13 protein-coding genes are annotated in these 15,135 nt (G+C 68.3%); 1 reads left to right on the forward strand and 12 read right to left on the reverse strand.

Going from position 1 to position 15,135, the window contains the following annotated elements; all coding sequences use genetic code 11:
- Window positions 1-38 precede the first annotated feature (38 nt).
- From ABD714_RS07725 to ABD714_RS07760, 8 genes are all read right to left on the reverse strand, one after another.
- Window positions 39-860 carry a slipin family protein gene (locus ABD714_RS07725; RefSeq protein ID WP_344811723.1) on the reverse strand — a complete coding sequence of 274 codons (822 nt, stop codon included), beginning with the start codon at window positions 858-860 and terminating at the stop codon, window positions 39-41.
- A complete protein-coding gene (locus ABD714_RS07730; protein WP_344811724.1) occupies window positions 857-1,486 on the reverse strand; it encodes a hypothetical protein in 630 nt (209 codons plus the stop codon). The genes ABD714_RS07725 and ABD714_RS07730 overlap by 4 nt, the downstream gene beginning before the upstream one ends.
- On the reverse strand, window positions 1,486-3,822 hold the full coding sequence (locus ABD714_RS07735; RefSeq protein WP_344811725.1) for a nitric-oxide reductase large subunit: 2,337 nt from the start codon (window positions 3,820-3,822) through the stop codon (window positions 1,486-1,488). Before ABD714_RS07735 ends, ABD714_RS07730 begins: the two co-directional genes overlap by 1 nt.
- Window positions 3,823-3,950: 128 nt before the next feature.
- Window positions 3,951-4,118 (reverse strand): hypothetical protein, encoded by a 168-nt coding sequence (locus ABD714_RS07740; protein ID WP_344811726.1) that lies wholly within the window; start codon window positions 4,116-4,118, stop codon window positions 3,951-3,953.
- A 644-nt stretch (window positions 4,119-4,762) separates the two neighbouring features.
- Window positions 4,763-6,028, reverse strand: coding sequence for an NAD(P)/FAD-dependent oxidoreductase (locus ABD714_RS07745; RefSeq protein ID WP_344811727.1), 1,266 nt, complete (start codon window positions 6,026-6,028; stop codon window positions 4,763-4,765).
- A gap of 251 nt (window positions 6,029-6,279) precedes the next feature.
- Entirely contained in the window at window positions 6,280-6,519 is a 240-nt protein-coding gene (locus ABD714_RS07750) for a DUF3040 domain-containing protein (RefSeq protein WP_344811728.1), read from the reverse strand.
- A 144-nt stretch (window positions 6,520-6,663) separates the two neighbouring features.
- Window positions 6,664-6,909, reverse strand: coding sequence for a hypothetical protein (locus tag ABD714_RS07755; RefSeq protein WP_344811729.1), 246 nt, complete (start codon window positions 6,907-6,909; stop codon window positions 6,664-6,666).
- A gap of 299 nt (window positions 6,910-7,208) precedes the next feature.
- On the reverse strand, window positions 7,209-7,643 hold the full coding sequence (locus tag ABD714_RS07760; protein ID WP_344811730.1) for a TraR/DksA C4-type zinc finger protein: 435 nt from the start codon (window positions 7,641-7,643) through the stop codon (window positions 7,209-7,211).
- Window positions 7,644-8,168: 525 nt separating this feature from the next.
- Here ABD714_RS07760 and ABD714_RS07765 point away from each other — a divergent pair.
- Window positions 8,169-9,329, forward strand: coding sequence for a PucR family transcriptional regulator (locus ABD714_RS07765; RefSeq protein WP_344811731.1), 1,161 nt, complete (start codon window positions 8,169-8,171; stop codon window positions 9,327-9,329).
- A 581-nt stretch (window positions 9,330-9,910) separates the two neighbouring features.
- Here the strand turns inward: ABD714_RS07765 and ABD714_RS07770 are convergent.
- The 4 genes from ABD714_RS07770 to ABD714_RS07785 are packed head-to-tail and all read right to left on the reverse strand — an operon-like array spanning window position 9,911 to window position 15,034.
- A complete protein-coding gene (locus tag ABD714_RS07770) occupies window positions 9,911-10,582 on the reverse strand; it encodes a sarcosine oxidase subunit gamma (protein WP_344811732.1) in 672 nt (223 codons plus the stop codon).
- On the reverse strand, window positions 10,575-13,508 hold the full coding sequence (locus tag ABD714_RS07775) for a 2Fe-2S iron-sulfur cluster-binding protein (RefSeq protein WP_344811733.1): 2,934 nt from the start codon (window positions 13,506-13,508) through the stop codon (window positions 10,575-10,577). The genes ABD714_RS07770 and ABD714_RS07775 overlap by 8 nt, the downstream gene beginning before the upstream one ends.
- Complete coding sequence (locus ABD714_RS07780; RefSeq protein ID WP_344811734.1) at window positions 13,505-13,804, reverse strand: sarcosine oxidase subunit delta; 300 nt, start codon at window positions 13,802-13,804, stop codon at window positions 13,505-13,507. Before ABD714_RS07780 ends, ABD714_RS07775 begins: the two co-directional genes overlap by 4 nt.
- A 12-nt stretch (window positions 13,805-13,816) precedes the next feature.
- Complete coding sequence (locus ABD714_RS07785; RefSeq protein ID WP_344811735.1) at window positions 13,817-15,034, reverse strand: sarcosine oxidase subunit beta family protein; 1,218 nt, start codon at window positions 15,032-15,034, stop codon at window positions 13,817-13,819.
- Between the last annotated feature and the right edge of the window lie 101 nt (window positions 15,035-15,135).

Here is a 15,135-nt window from a genome sequence, read left to right on the forward strand (position 1 = left end):
CACGTCGACCAGGGGTGTCCGGCTCCATCACGGCATCGTCACCGCGGAACCTCGGTCCCGTTGGTCGCCGATGTGGCTCTCTCCACCGTCGTGCTGACGTCGTGGTGGACCATGCTGTTCAGGAAGGGACCGACGATGTCGATGGGGAGGGGAAAGACGACCGTGGAGTTCTGGTCGGCGCCGAGCTCGAGCAGAGTCTGCAGGTAGCGCAGCTGCAGCGAAGCCGGATTGCGACTCAGGATCTCGGCAGCTTGGCGCAGCTCTTCGGAAGCCTGGAGCTCACCGCGGGCGTTGATGATCTTCGCCCGACGTTCGCGCTCTGCCTCCGCCTCTCGGGCCATGGCCCGCTGCATCGCTTCGGGGATCTCCACGTCCTTGATCTCCACCACCCTGACCTCGACGCCCCACGGCATGGTCTGCGCCGCAATGGTCGTGGCCAGGTCCTCGTTCAGGTTCTCGCGGTGGGCGAGCAACGTATCCAGATCGACCCTGCCGAGCAGTGACCGCAGTGAGGTCTGAGCAATCTGCGAGGTGGCAACAGCGAAGTTCTCCACCTCCATCACCGACTTGACCGGATCGATGACACGGAAGAGCACAACGGCATTGACGCGCGCCGGAACGTTGTCGCGGGTGATCACCTCCTGGGGCGGAATCGTCAGCGTCACCAACCGGAGATCGACTTTGATCATCCGGTCGACGAGCGGAAGCACTCGTCGCAGTCCTGGGTCGTAGAGGGTCTGGAGGCGGCCGAGTCGGAAGACGACGCCTCGCTCGTACTCCCGCAGTACTCGCAGGGAGGTGGTCGCTGCCAGGATCGCCACGACCAGCAGGGTCAGTCCCACGATGATCGCCGTCGTCATGGCGTGGTGTTCTCCTCTGGTGCTGACGTTCTCGGTCGGCGGCTGAACGACCCCCACGTGGTCGAGAAGCGATCGGTCGACGCTTCCTCGTAGACGGAGACCTGGGGTATGTGCTCGGGGAACCCCGTGGGTGACCTCCAGAGGTGTCGCGCCAGAGGGATGCCTGCGCCGATGCCGATGCCGATGGCGGCCAGCAGGGCGAGCAGGTCCATCGCAGACGGCCGGGACAGCAGCATCGCGGCCGGGAGGACGACGGCCAGGACCGCGATCGCACAGGCGATCCCCCGGTGGAATCGGCCGGCTTCTGAGTAGGGCCAGGGGTCGATCTCGCGGCTCACCTCGCGCCCGTGGCTCGATGTGGTGCAGGTGTCCTTGACGGGGCAGGAGTTGCAGACCGAGGGTTTGGCGCGGTAGCGGACGACGCGCTGCTCCGGGTCGAATGACGTCGGCCACAACCACTGGTCCTGCGGACACTTCCAGGCGTCGTGGTCCTGGTGGTAGCGGAAGGACCCGGTCCGCCAGCGTCGTGCTTTGACAGCGGTCCGTTTGGCCAGGTGGTCGAACCCGTAGGCCGTCAGCACCAGGAAGAGGGTGTAGCCACAGACGAGCAGGACGTTGATCGACATCACGGGGGACCATCCCGGAGCGAAGCGGCCGTCACTGGCTGGGTCTCCGTGTAGAGCGCGTCGGCGGGGAGCTCCATCGTCGTCGGTCCGCTGCGGAAGTACCGCAGACCCTGGAAGCAGATCCAGAGGAACGGGATGCAGCCACCGATGATGAAGAGCAGATCCCCCGGCAGACGGGTCCACTCGAGCAGGGCGTTGCCCGGCGTCGTGATGAAGCCCAGCGAACGAGCTTCGTAGTAGCCGAAGCGAACCGAGTGGTACAGCTGTAGCACCCCGAGCGGTAGCAGAGTCGCGAAGACCATCCAGGCCAATCCGATGTTCAGTGACCAGAAGCACAGCTTGGCCATCCGCTCGGGCCACTTCTGTGGCGGGATGATGTAGCGCAGCGCGAAGAGGGAGAGGCCGACCGCCAACATGCCGTAGACGCCCATCATGGCCCCGTGCGCATGATTCGCGGTCAAGGCGGTGCCGATCTCGTAGTAGGACACGATGGGCAGGTTCACCAAGAAGCCGAAGACGCCTGCGCCGAGGAAGTTCCAGAAACCCACGGCGACCAAGAACATGACCGCCCAACGGTGCGGGAACGGTGCACTGGACCTCTTCTCCTGCCGCGCGCCCAGCTGCAGGAACGTCCACGCCTCCACGGTCAAGAAGGTCAGCGGTATCACCTCGGCAGCGGAGAAGAAGGCACCCAGAGCCATGTGCTCCACCGGGGTCCCGGAGAAGTACAGGTGATGCATCGTGCCGATGACGCCGCCGGCGGAATACAAGATCACATCCAAGAAGATGATGCCGAGTGCGATCCTCTCGCGCACCACTCCCAGCATGACGAAGATATACGCCACCATCACCGTCGTGAACAGCTCGAGGAAATCTTCCACCCACAGGTGAACCACCCAGAAACGCCAGAACTCCGCCACCGAGAGCCGTGTTTCATTGCCGGCCAACATACCCACTGCATAGAAGACCGGAATGGCTAGGCCCGAGAACAAGAACAACCACGGCATGTTGCCCCGGGATTCCGACTTCAACCTGGTCCGAATTCCGCGGTAGATGATGGCAATCCAGATGAAGAGCCCGAGCGTCAAGAGTGCCTGCCAGACTCGGGGCAGATCGAGGTACTCCCACTGCTGCTCGAAAAGCGGCCCCTTGGCCCAGGCGACACCGTGGATGGAGAGCGCCTCGCTCAACAGGCTTCCCACCGTCACCACCACGACAGCCCCGAACAGGATGTAGACCAGGGTCGACTGTCGCTTCGGCTCACGATCACCGATGAACGGGGTCAAGAAGATGCCCGCCGCCAAGAACCCGGCCGCGGTCCACAACAGCGACAGCTGGAGGTGCCAGGTCCGCGCCAGGTTGAACGGGAGAAGCCGCGCGAGATCGATGCCGAAGAAGCTCAGCAGATCTGCCCGGTAGTGCTCAGCGGCCGCCCCTAGCAACGCCTGGACCAGGAACAACCCGGCGATCACGAAGAAGAACCAAGCGGTAGCACGCTGAGACGGTGTCAGCGCCACCTCACCCGGCTGCCGGAACGACAGCACCGGCGCTTCCGCACTGTGCCAGCCGATGCTCTGGCTCCAGCGCCCGTAGACGGCGAACAAACCGCCGGTGCCGACCAAGAGCACGACCAGCGACAAGACGCTCCAGATCACCAGGTCGGCGGTAGGACCGTTGTCGACCCGGGGCTCGGCGGGCCAGTTGTTGGTGTAGGAGTAGTCATGACCCGGTCGCTCGGCCGCGGCCGCCCATGCTGTCCAGCCGAAGAAGGCCGTCAGCTGGTGGATCTCCTGCGGATCCGTGATCAACCGGGGGATGAGGCCGTTCTTCGTCGAGTCCTCACCGAAGAACGCTCCGTAGTGCGTCTTGAGGGCCTCGAAGGCCAGCGCCTGGTTGTCGGTGAAGGTCAGGACGCCAGTGGCCTTGTCGTAGCGGTTGGTGCGGAACTCCTCGATCAGGTCCGCGCGTGGATCGGCCGATCCCTGCCTCCGCAGCTGCTCCTCCACGAAGTCGGCTGAGCGACGCAGGTAGTCGGCGGTGTAATCAGGACCGAGGTACGCGCCATGTCCGACGATGGACCCGTACTGCATCAGGCCCCGGCGGTTGAAGAGCTCCTGTCCAGCGGTGATGTCTGCCGTGGTGAACACCGTCTCCCCGCTGCCGCTGACGACCTTCTCCGGTTGCGGCATGGACGCCGTGTAGGTCCGATACGCGAGGATCCCCATCACGAAGAACCCGAAGATCATCACGATGGCGACACCCTGGACCCAGCCCTTGCTGATCAGCATCGCTCGACGGTCGCGCCCGGGAAGGCGCTGATCGGTGTCGGTGCTCATCGGAGCCTCCATGGGTCACGGGGTAAGGGTCGAAATCGGGTGGACGTCTGCTCACGCAGCGATCGGTGTCGGCGTCACCAGGGTTTCCAGCGGCCAGCAGGACGCCGCGGTCGTACGGTGCCGTCTCGTCAATCCGGGGAGCGGTGGCTCAGGTCTTTGTGCAGGCGCAGACCGCCCAGGATCGTCACCACCACTCCGACTGCGCCCACCCCGATCCCGACCAGCAGCCACAGCGCCACCTGGGTGTCGGCATAGGTCCCGACCAGGAACGCGATCACCGGCGAGATCAGCGCCATGATCCCGCCGACAAGGAGAAGGGCCAGCCCACGGGGCGCTGGACCACCACCTTGTTCTTCGGTGCGTGACGAGTCCTCTGCTGTGACAGAGTGGGCCCCCGGACGACCGAGCGAAACCGGTCCGGAATCAACAGCGCGATCTGTTGGTTCAGCCATCCACTGGCCCCCACCTCATCGAATGTGGTCGTCAAACGGATTCGTTTGACACCGACAACTCGACACCCGTCTGCCTCGGACTATACCGGGATCCCACTCGACAGCAACCGCGAAATCATGACGATCTCGTGGAGTCCGCGAAGGCAGTGAAGATTCTCGGGAAAAGAGGACCACCGGTCGCTGTCAAGCAGTCCGTAAGCCCCTTGACAAATGCCCAGGTGTTCCTCATCCGACGTCACCGCACCTTCATTCCAGCTCGACGATCCGGCTCGCCTCGTCCCGTCGTCGCGGCCCGCGAAATGCCCCAACCGACACCGCCGGGCTCACGCCGCACGAAGCGACAAGCACCGTCACTTCCGAGCGAGAGCTCCATGTGCCAGTCTCCGCCGGGACGTGATAGTCGGGTGTCAGGCCTCCGGGTCACCGAGAGAGCCCGAGCTCGAGCTGGTCGACTGACTGACGACGACCCGGCGGCCCGCCTGCATGAATCAGTTCCGCCGCAGAGGGTCGAATGGTCTGATGTGTTCGGGGTGCTTGCCCGTCACCATCATCTGCGCGAGGAGACGGCCGGTGACCGGACCGTGGGTGATGCCCCACATACCGTGGCCACCTGCGACATAGACCCGGGGGCTCTTCGTGGCTCCGATGAGTGGCAGGCCGTCGACCGTGCACGGACGGGAGCCCACCCATTCGTCCTGGCGGTCAGCAACGTCGATGCCGTGCAGCAGCGGACGGGCGGCGTCGGCGATCGCCTCCACGCGGCGGCGATCGAGCGCGGCCTCGGGCTCTCGGAACTCCATCATCCCGGCGATACGCAGCCGGTCGCCGATGGGCGTACACGCGACCCGCTGCGCCGGGAAGTACAGCGGACTTTCCGGGACCTGGTCGATGGCGACCGAGAACGAGTACCCCCGGCCCGCTTGAACGACGTTCCGCACCCCGAACGGGCGGGCGAGCTCGCCGAGCCAGGCGCCGGTCGCGATGACCGCTCCATCGAACTGCTCGACCGAACCATCGGCGGTAGACACGACCACCGCGGAGCCGACGTCCCGAAGACGTGAGACCGTCACGTCATCCATGATCGTGCCGCCGCGGTCACTCACCGATTCGGCGAGTGCGTGGACGTAGCGTCCGGGGTCGAGGAACCGTTGACCCTTGAGCAGGATGGCAGCACCGATCTCGTGCGACAGGTGCGGTTCGATCGTGCGGGCTTGGTCGCCCGTGAGCGCCTCGAACTCGACGGTCTGACCGGCCGCGTGGATGTGCTGGATCTCTTCGAGCAGCGTCTTTCGCTCCGCCTCGGTGCGGTACGCCGCGAGGAAGGACCCGGCGTCGCGTGTGTCGGCGGGGACCCCGCCCCGGGCGAGCCGGTCGAAGCTCTCCAAGGACAGGTCGTTGAGGGGCACCAGGTGCCCCATCGCCGTTCTCCACGCCTTCGACGTCGAATGACGGACAAAGCCGGTGAGGAACCGAAGCAGTGCCGGCTTGACGCTCGGCGGCACGTAGACCGGGGAGGAGGGTGACAGGGCTGCGCGCAACCCGTACCTGAGGACGGCCGGCTCCGGCAGGGGTGTCGCGACGCCGGGCGTCAACCAGCCAGCGTTTCCCCAGGATGAGCCCGCCGCCACCCCTGTCCGCTCCAGGACCGTGACCTGGACTCCGTGCTCCTGCAAGAACCAGGCGGTGGACAGGCCCACCATTCCGGCGCCGATGACGACGACCCGGTCGGGGGCGGGATGGGTGACGGTGGTCATGTCCCTCTCTGTTTCCGTAGGTGTGTCCGTCCCGTGGCGGCGTCGGGGATTGCGCGATCGCCGTGCGGTGGTTGATCCGTGGAACCTGCTGGCGGTTGACGTTGGGCGAGGCGTCCTGTCCGCTGGAGCCGCCGGTGCTGTCCCCGGGGCGAGCGAGCTGGCCCCGGAAGCGGAGGGTCCCGAAGACGATCACGACCGTGCCGAACAGCACCACGACCACGGCGAGCCGGAGCAGCAGGGGTCTGCTGGCATCAGAGGTGGTAGTGCACGAAGGCCAAGATCATCATGGTGCCGGTGAAGCAGACGACGCCTTCTGGTGACCCAAGGAGGCCACAGATGGCGACCGTAGCCACGCAGATCCCCATGGCGGCCTCCAAGACCCATGTCTTCGACGAGCCACCTGCGTCAACGGGTTCGGTCGGGTGGGGGTCGGTGGCGTAGAACTGGCGTTCGAGGTCGTCGAACAGCCGCCTTTCCCGCAGAGTCAACATGACAGTCATCCTTTTGCCTGTGTGTACTGCAAGCCGCGGATGGGGGCGATCCCACCGCGCCGTGACGCGCCTGTTTCGCCGCAGATTGCGAGGGCAGGACCGGTGCGTCGTTCGTTCGCGTCGAGGTGTTGCGGCAGCTGATTCCTACTCTGGGTGGCCCCTGCTGAGGAGGAGAACGCCGAGACCCAGAAAGACGAAGGCGGCGCCGGGAATGCCGAGCCGGAGAAAGAACAAGGTGAGCGCAACGCACGCCACCGTCGTCAACGAGAGGAGCAGCAGCTGGCGCTCGAGCGGGGGGCCATCGAGACTGGCGGTGCGAGTCCGCGAGTCAGCACGGGTCTGTTGCCGGCGAGATCGACGGCTCATCAAAAGGGTGTCGGCGGTGGTCATGGGGGCTGCGTCCTTCAGTCGAGAGGTGCGGCCGGTAGCGGCCACACGGGCGTTGGGTGCGGGCAGCGGCCTTGAGCGGCCCGACAGGGTTCCTGTTCGGGGCTCGGTCCGCATGGGGCCCGTCGCGGACTGCGGTGGACACCTGCTGGCGTCCCGCGTCCGATCCTCGGGCGAGGTTGGTCAGGTGATGGGTAACGGATCACAGCTCGGATCGGTTTTGAGCGGGTCAGCATGGCGGACCGGCCCGAGATGCCTGGTGGGCACGGGGCCCCGGGCAGGTGGTGAGGCGACCAGACGGTCTACTGCGAGGGCGCGCTGGCGGCCCGGCTTGCCGGGCCGGCGACAGGCCGGCGGCTGTGTCCACCTCTGCGGACCCGGGCGATATCGGCTCGCGCCTGACACGGCGTGCAGGACCGGCTGGTGGGCAACACCTCGAGCCGTTCGATCGGGATGGGCTGGTGGCAGTGCTCACAGGTGCCGTACGTACCGTGGTCGAGGCGGGCCAGCGCGACGTTGATCTCCCGCAGAGCTGCTTCGGTGGTGATGAACAGTGAACGGATCACCTGCAGGCGGGCGTCGTCGGCGGCGGCCAACGCCTCGGCAGCGTCGACCTCAGCCTCCTCGAGCTGCTCCACGCGGAAGCGGCGCTGCTGCTCCAACTCGGTACGCACCGCTGCCAGCTGCGCGGCGGCTGGTGCGGGCATGCCTGTGGTGTCAGTGAGTTCCATGGTCATGGTCGGCTCCTCGGGTACAGCGACAACCGGCCTGATGGCAAGCATCGGCCGGCAACGCTGCGGCGCAGCGTTGACGTGTGTGGTGTGGTGCGGTGGTGCTAGGCCAGACGTGTCGTCGACGCGGGGGTAGCCGTCGTGACGGTCCTCTGCAGGTGGCAGGACCCCGGGTGTCGATGGGGACGCAGGCAGACGCGCCCGCTGGCCAGGTGGGTGAAACCGCACCGTCCGGCCTCGGCAGCGACGATGTCGACGCTGACGTTGTGGAGGTCCAGCCGTGCTCGGCGATCGTGATGTCTGGGCATCGAGCACTCCTCCTAGGTCGGGCAGCGCCAAGTGGCGCTGATGTCTCTATCGTCCCCGAACGGCGCTCGACCCGATAGAGGCAGAGTCGGTCATCATCGACGCGGTGTCATTGCCGGACGTCGGCAACTACATTGGGATTGTGGGCGGACGAGAGGGAATGCTGTGACACGTGACCCAGACCCGAACTTCGACCAGCGAGGCAGGGCGGATTGGGTGTCGCAGGTGGCGGCACGCACGGCCGCAGAGGCCGGTGTGTCGGTTCAGCTGCTGGGCGAGTACCTCCAGATCCTGTCCGACGCCGCGACCGAGGGGCGGCGGCCCCAGCCGTCCCAGCTGACCGCCCTGCGGGAGCTGGGTGAGCTGACCGCCGCGGCGGGCGTGGACGCCGACCAGGCCGTCGACCTGTACCTGTCGGCCGCGTGGCGTCTGTGGCGGGCGATGCCAGCCACCGTGGGGCACGCGGCTGGTGGCACCAAGGCGGCGGCGGAGACGATGCTGAGGGTGGTGAACGAGGCGGTCGAGGTGTTGATCGACGGCCACCAAGCGGCCCGGCGGGCCATGATCCGTCAGGAGGAATCCGTTCGACGGGAGTTCATCGACGATCTTCTCCGGGGCGACGCCGACGTCGCCCGGCTGATCCAGCGCGCGCAGCCGTTCGGTCTCGACCTCAGCCGGACCCACCAGGTTCTCCTCGCCGAACCCGGCTCCTCGTCTGCTCACCAGCTGGACCGGGCAGCCAGCCCCATCGAGCGTGCCGTGGTCGATCGCTACGGGGACCGTGAGGTGCTGGTCGCCACCAAGGACACCTTTCTCGTCGTCATCCTGCCCGGCGAACCCGCCGCCGAGGGCACCCCAGCGAACGGGAACCGCCCACCGGCGGTCGAGTACCTCCGCAACCAGCTCCGCCGACACACCGGGGACCATCATTGGCAGGTTGGCACCGGCCAGCCCCACCAAGGCGCCTACGGCATCGCCCAGTCTTACGAGCAGGCCCGGGAAGCCCTGCGGCTCGCCCGCCGGCTCCAGCTCGATGCGGCCACCATCCGGGCCGCGGACCTCCTTCTCTACCGGGTGATCGGCCGCGACCAGGCAGCGCTGGTCGACCTGGTGCACGGAGTGCTCACTCCCCTCACCCGCGCACGTGGCGGAGCGGAACCGTTGCTGCACACCCTGGAGACGTACTACGCGACGGGGGCGGTCGCCACCGAGACCGCACGCCGGCTGCACGTGTCAGTGCGCACCGTCACCTACCGCCTGGCCAGAATCGAGGCGTTGACCGGCAGCAACCCCGCCGACCCGGTCGACGGTCTTGCCTTGCAGATCGCTGTCCTCGGGGCTCGGCTCCTCGACTGGCCCGCGTCCGGGTGTGTCGCTGCTGACTGAACCATGATCGTGGCGCAGTGGATGCTTGACGGGACCGTGTGGATGGCTCGCTGCTCAGCTGAGCCAGCGCCTCGGTTCGCACGATCGTGGTGCGTTTCCGTAGTCGAAGACCAGTAAGCCCTCCTGCCTCATCGGCTCCACCAGACCAGAGATCGGATCACCGAGCGGTTGTCGTTGGTTCGCACCGTGACCAGCACCCGGCATGGGTGAGCAAGCCGGCACCAGGAGGCGGCCGCCAACCGCTCGCAGCGCTGGCACCCATGGGTCGGGCTTGTCTCGCCGCCGAGGAACCACGGGGCGGGCTGCTACCACCAGGTCCTCTCCACCGGGCCGGTAGAGCATGATCATCGGGTTCTCCCCGGCGAAGACGACCCGGGTTGCGTCTGCGGTATTCCCCATGACCACAGCGGAACTCGGTGGCGCGGATGCGGCGCTCTCGGGCACGCCCTGCCCGACAAGGGCACCCGTGCCACGTCTTCGACACCTGCGGGCGAACGATGCTGGACCCGGCCGCCCGCACGCCCTCTCGACGCTCGTGCAGGCAAACGATGCCGCAGCGCGGGCGCCCGCGTCGGACAGGGTCAGCCGGGGCCGGCGAACTCCTCCATCGCGTCGATCAGCCAGCGACCCAGGAAGTCGGCGTAGGACGACCGGGGCATGATCCAGAAGGCGTCGTCACCGGTCTTCCACAGCAGCACGGGAACCGCGCCGATCATGGTCAGCCAGGCGGTCCCGACGGCGAAGCTGCGCGGGTGCAGGTCGAGCGGGCACCCCTTCTCCAGCACCGCCCGCGCCGACGGTCCGGCCAGGGCGAGCGTAGTGCGGTTGGCCGACAGGTCGAGGACCGCTCCCGGTCCGTCCCCGAGGGCCTCGACCAGCCCGTCGGTCAGGGCGGCCGGCGGTCGGTCGTCGACCACCAGGAACTCGTCCGGGGACAGCCAGAGCACCGACGACCCGGCGGCGGAGGTGGTGACCTCACCGCAGCGCAGCGGTAGTGAGGTCCCGAGGGCACGCTCCAGGCGTCCGGCCGCCGCAGACCCTGGGACGGACCGCAGTCCCACCATGGTGAGGAACGGCACCTCCCGCAGGGAGACGGCGCGGGGGCCGACCACCTCTCCGGCGGCGAACCGCTCGGTCAGGTGCGCGGCCGGGCTGACCCGGCGCGGCCCGCCCGCGCCCTCGGCGGCCGGACGGTGCGCGGCGACGGGCGGGGAGGTCACCGGGGACGAGGTGACGACGGCGGACTCAACCATCGCGGCGCTTCCCTTCGGGGTCGTAGAGAACGGTCTCGGCCACCACCACGTCGACGAGCTCGTCGCCCACCGCAGCGGTCAGCGTCCGGCCGATCAGGTTCCGGCCGTTCTTGATCAGCGCCAGCGCGAACGACCGGCCCAGCGCTGCGCTGTGGTAGCTGGAGGTGACGTGTCCCAGCATCGGCACCGGTCGCAGACCCTCCACCGTCGAGGTCTGCGCGATCAGCTGGGTGCCCTCCGGCAGCCGCAGCGTCGGGTCGACGGGCAGCACCGAGACCAGGTGCTTGCGATCGGGGCGAGCGGTGTCGCTGCGGGTGAAGGACCGCTTGCCCAGGAACTCCTTGGTCTTGGAGACCACCCACCCCATGCCGGCGTCCTGCGGGGTGACGCTGCCGTCGGTGTCCTGACCGACGATCGGGTAGCCCTTCTCCGCCCGCAGCACGTGCATCGTCTCGGTCCCGTACGGCGTGATGCCGAACGGCGCCCCGGCGTCGTGGATGTCCTCCCACACCTGTGCCCCGTACCAGCCGGACACGTTCACCTCGAAGGCCAGCTCGCCGGAGAAGGAGATCCGGCAGACCCGAGCCGGGATGCCGGACGCCAGCGTGGTCTCGGTGAACGTCATGAAGCCGAACGCCTCGTTGCTCACGTCCAGGTCCGGCGCGAGCGCCGCGATCACCGCACGCGACTTCGGACCGACCACGGCCACGGTGGTCCACTGCTCGGTGACCGAGGTCACGATGACGTCCAGGTCGGCCCACTCGGTCTGGTGCCAGTCCTCCAGCCAGTCCAGGACCCGCGCCGCTCCGCCGGTGGTGGTGGTCATGAAGAAGCGGCGCTGGTCGAGGCGCAGCGTGACGCCGTCGTCGAAGATCATTCCGTCGGGGGTGCACATCACCCCGTAGCGGGCCGATCCGGGGGCCAGCTTGGCGAAGGCGTTGGTGTAGATCCGGTTGAGGAACTCCCCCGCGTCGGCGCCGGCGATCTCGATCTTGCCCAGGGTGGTGGCGTCCATCATGCCCACCGAGGTCCGGACGGCGGCGCACTCACGCAGCACCGCCTCGTCCATCGACTCCCCCGGTCGCGGGTAGTACCAGGGCCGTAACCACTGACCAACGCTCTCGAACTCGGCGCCGGCGGCGACGTGCCAGTGGTGGATGGGGGTCAACCGGGCGGGGTCGAACAGGTCGCCGCGGTCCCGGCCGGCCAGGGCCGCGAAGGCGACCGGTGCGTAGGGCGCCCGGTAGGTGGTGGTTCCCACGGCTCCCGGGCCGACCACGTCCGGTCCGTTCGCACCGGGTCGTACGCCGACCAGGGCGGTGGCGATCACCCCGATCGCGTTCACCGCCGACGTCTTGCCCTGGTCGTTGGCGGTGCTGATGGAGGTGTAGCGCTTGATGTGCTCGACGCTGCGCAGACCGGCCCCTGTCGCCCGGAGCACGTCGGCCACCGTCTGGTCCCGTTGCAGGTCAACGAAGTGAGCGTCCAGGTGGGACAGCTCGCCGTCGGCGCCGGGCACCACCCACAGCGCCCGGGTCGGGGCTTCGGCCGACGGCGGGGCGGGATCGGACAGCGCCCGAGAGCCGGCTTCGCTGACGAAGCCCGCCAGGAACGCGGCAGCGATCCCGGCCCGCGCCCCGTCCGTCACGCAGTCGTCCAGGGCGCCGACGCCGCGGGCGGCGCCGGCCACCTGCTGGCCGGAGACCTCACCGGTCGGCACGAAGGCCACCAGGTCGTCGTCCCAGCGCAGGGCCCCCTGTCGTTGGCTGTGCAGGTGCACCACCGGACTCCAGCCGCCGGAGACGGCGACCAGGTCGCAGTCGACCTCGGTCGGCACGCCCACCGGAACACCGGTCTCGTCGATCGCGCAGATCTGCGCGGCCGTGACGCTCGGGGCGCCGGAGGTGCCGATCACGGTGGCGGACGCGACCACCTCGATGCCGCTGGTCCGGGCAGCGCGAGCGACGTCGGACAGCTCGGACCGGGCATCGGCCACGACGGCGACCTCGACCCCGGCGGCCGCCAGCTCCGACAGCATGGCGTACGCGGAGTCGTTGGTGGTGGCCACGGCGACCCGACGGCCGGCAGCGACGCCGTAGCGGTTCAGGTAGGCGCGGACTGCCGAGGCCAGCATGACGCCGGGGCGGTCGTTGTCGGCGAACACCAGGGGACGCTCGTGGGCCCCGGTGGCGATGATCACCTGCTGGGCCCGGACGTGCCACAACCGCTGGCGGGACACGCCACGGAGGTCGCGGCCGGCGGCACCGAGATGATCGGTCCGGCTCTGCACCGCGACCACGTAGTTCGCGTCATAGCTGCCGAGCACGCTGGTCCGGCTGAGCAGGGTGACCTCGGGCTCGACCGCCAGGTCCCGCTCGATGCGGCTGAGCCAGTCGGCTGCGGGGAGGTCGTCGACGACGGCGTTCGGCTGGGAGAGCAGGGAGCCGCCCAGCTCGGGCTGGTCATCGGCGAGGATGACCCGCGCACCGGTGGCGGCAGCCGCACGCGCCGCGGACAGACCCGTCGGACCGCCCCCGACGACCAGGACGTCGGTGTGCACGTAGGCCTTGTCGTAGACGCTCGTGTCGTCGGCCGGGTCGAGCGTGCCGACACCGGAGAGGTAGCGAGCCTCGAGCCCGTCCACCAGCTCCAGGACGGTGGCCGGCACCATCGGCTCGCTCACGCTCTGGCCCGGACGCCGCACGTCGACCAGCGCGTTCGGCTCCTCGATGCCGGCCGCGACGATACCGCGGGGACGACCGAGGTAGATCGAGGGTCCGGTCTCGATCACCCCGGCGGCCAGCAGGGCCGAGGCCAGGGTGTCCCCGGGGTGGCCGAGGTAGGACCGGCCGTCCACGGTGAAACCGATCTCGACCGCGCGGTCGATGCGGCCGCCGGAGGCGAGCCGGTGGGATGGTGCGGTCATCCGCGTCCTCCCGCCGATCGGGCACCGGTGGGACGGGGGTCATCGAGTCCGTAGACGGCCTCGATGCGGTAGCTGACGGTGTCGCGGAGGACGTTGAACCACTTGCGGCAGCCCCCCGAGTGGACCCAGCGCTCGGCGAAGAGTCCCTTCGGGTTCCGGCGGTAGAACAGGTAGTGGCCCCACTCTTCGTCGGTCAGGGACTGCGGATCGGCCGGGTAGGGCACGTGCGCCTCTCCGCCGTAGTGGTACTCGGTCTCGTCCCGGGGCCCGCAGTGCGGGCAGTCGATCAAGATCATCGTCGCCGCTCCTCAGTGCGCCACGCCGGCGGCGCCGTGCTCGTCGATCAGGGCGCCGCTGACGAACCGGTCCAGGGCGAAGGGTGCGTTCAGCGGATGGGGCGTGCCGGTGGCGATGGTGTGGGCGAACGTCCAGCCGGCCCCCGGGGTGGCCTTGAAGCCTCCCGTTCCCCAACCGCAGTTGACGTACAGGTTGTCCACCGGAGTGGTGCCGACGATCGGGGACGCATCCAGGGTCACGTCGACGATGCCGCCCCACGTCCGCAGCAGATGGGCCCGGGCGAAGATCGGGAACAGCTCGACCGCGGCCGCCATCTGGTGCTCGATCACGTGGAAGCCGCCCCGCTGGCCGTAGCCGTTGTAGGCGTCGACCCCGGCCCCCATCACCAGCTCCCCCTTGTGGGCTTGGGAGACGTAGACGTGGACGTGGTTGGACATCACCACGGTCGGGTGCACCGGTTGGTGCAGCTCGGAGACCAGGGCCTGCAGCGGGTGCGACTGCAGGGGCAGGTCGACCCCCGCCAGCGCGGCCAGCACGCTGGAGTGACCGGCGGCCGACAGCCCGACCTTCCCGGTGGCGATCCTCCCGCGGGTGGTCTCGACGCCGACGACCCGGTTGCCGTCCCGCACGAAGCCGGTCACCTCACAGTTCTGGATCAGGTCCACGCCGAGCTCGTCGCACTTGCGGGCGAAGGCCCACGCCACGTGGTCGTGCTTGGCGATGCCGCCCCGCGGCTGGAAGGTCGCCCCCAGGACCGGGTAGCGGATCCGGTCGCTGATGTTGATGATCGGGCAGAGCTCCTTCACCTGCTGCGGATCCAGCCACTCCGCGTCGATGCCGTTCAGCCTGTTGGCACTCACCCGGCGGACCGAGTCGCGCACGTCCTGCAGCGTGTGGGCGAGGTTCATCACCCCCCGCTGGCTGAACAGGAAGTCGTAGTCGAGCTCGGCGGGCAGACCCTCCCACAGCTGCAGCGAGTGCTCGTAGATCGCCGAGGACTCGTCCCACAGGTAGTTGGAGCGGATGATCGCGGTGTTCCGGGCCATGTTGCCGCCCGCCAGCCAGCTACGCTCGAGCACCGCGATGTCGGTGATGCCGTGGTTCTTGGCCAGGTAGTAGGCCGTGGCCAGCCCGTGACCGCCGGCGCCGACGATGACCGCGTCGTAGGACCGTTTCGGGTCGGGGTTCCGCCACAGGAACTCCGGATGGGGCGGCAGCGCCTCGGCCATCGGCAACCTCCACCGGACTGTTGGTATGTCACTAATATATCAATCGCTCGCACGTAGTATGCTCACCGCCGAAGGGGCCTGTCAATCGAGACGTCCCCGGC

It is taken from the genome of Microlunatus aurantiacus (assembly GCF_039536605.1).
GTDB lineage: Bacteria > Actinomycetota > Actinomycetes > Propionibacteriales > Propionibacteriaceae > Microlunatus > Microlunatus aurantiacus.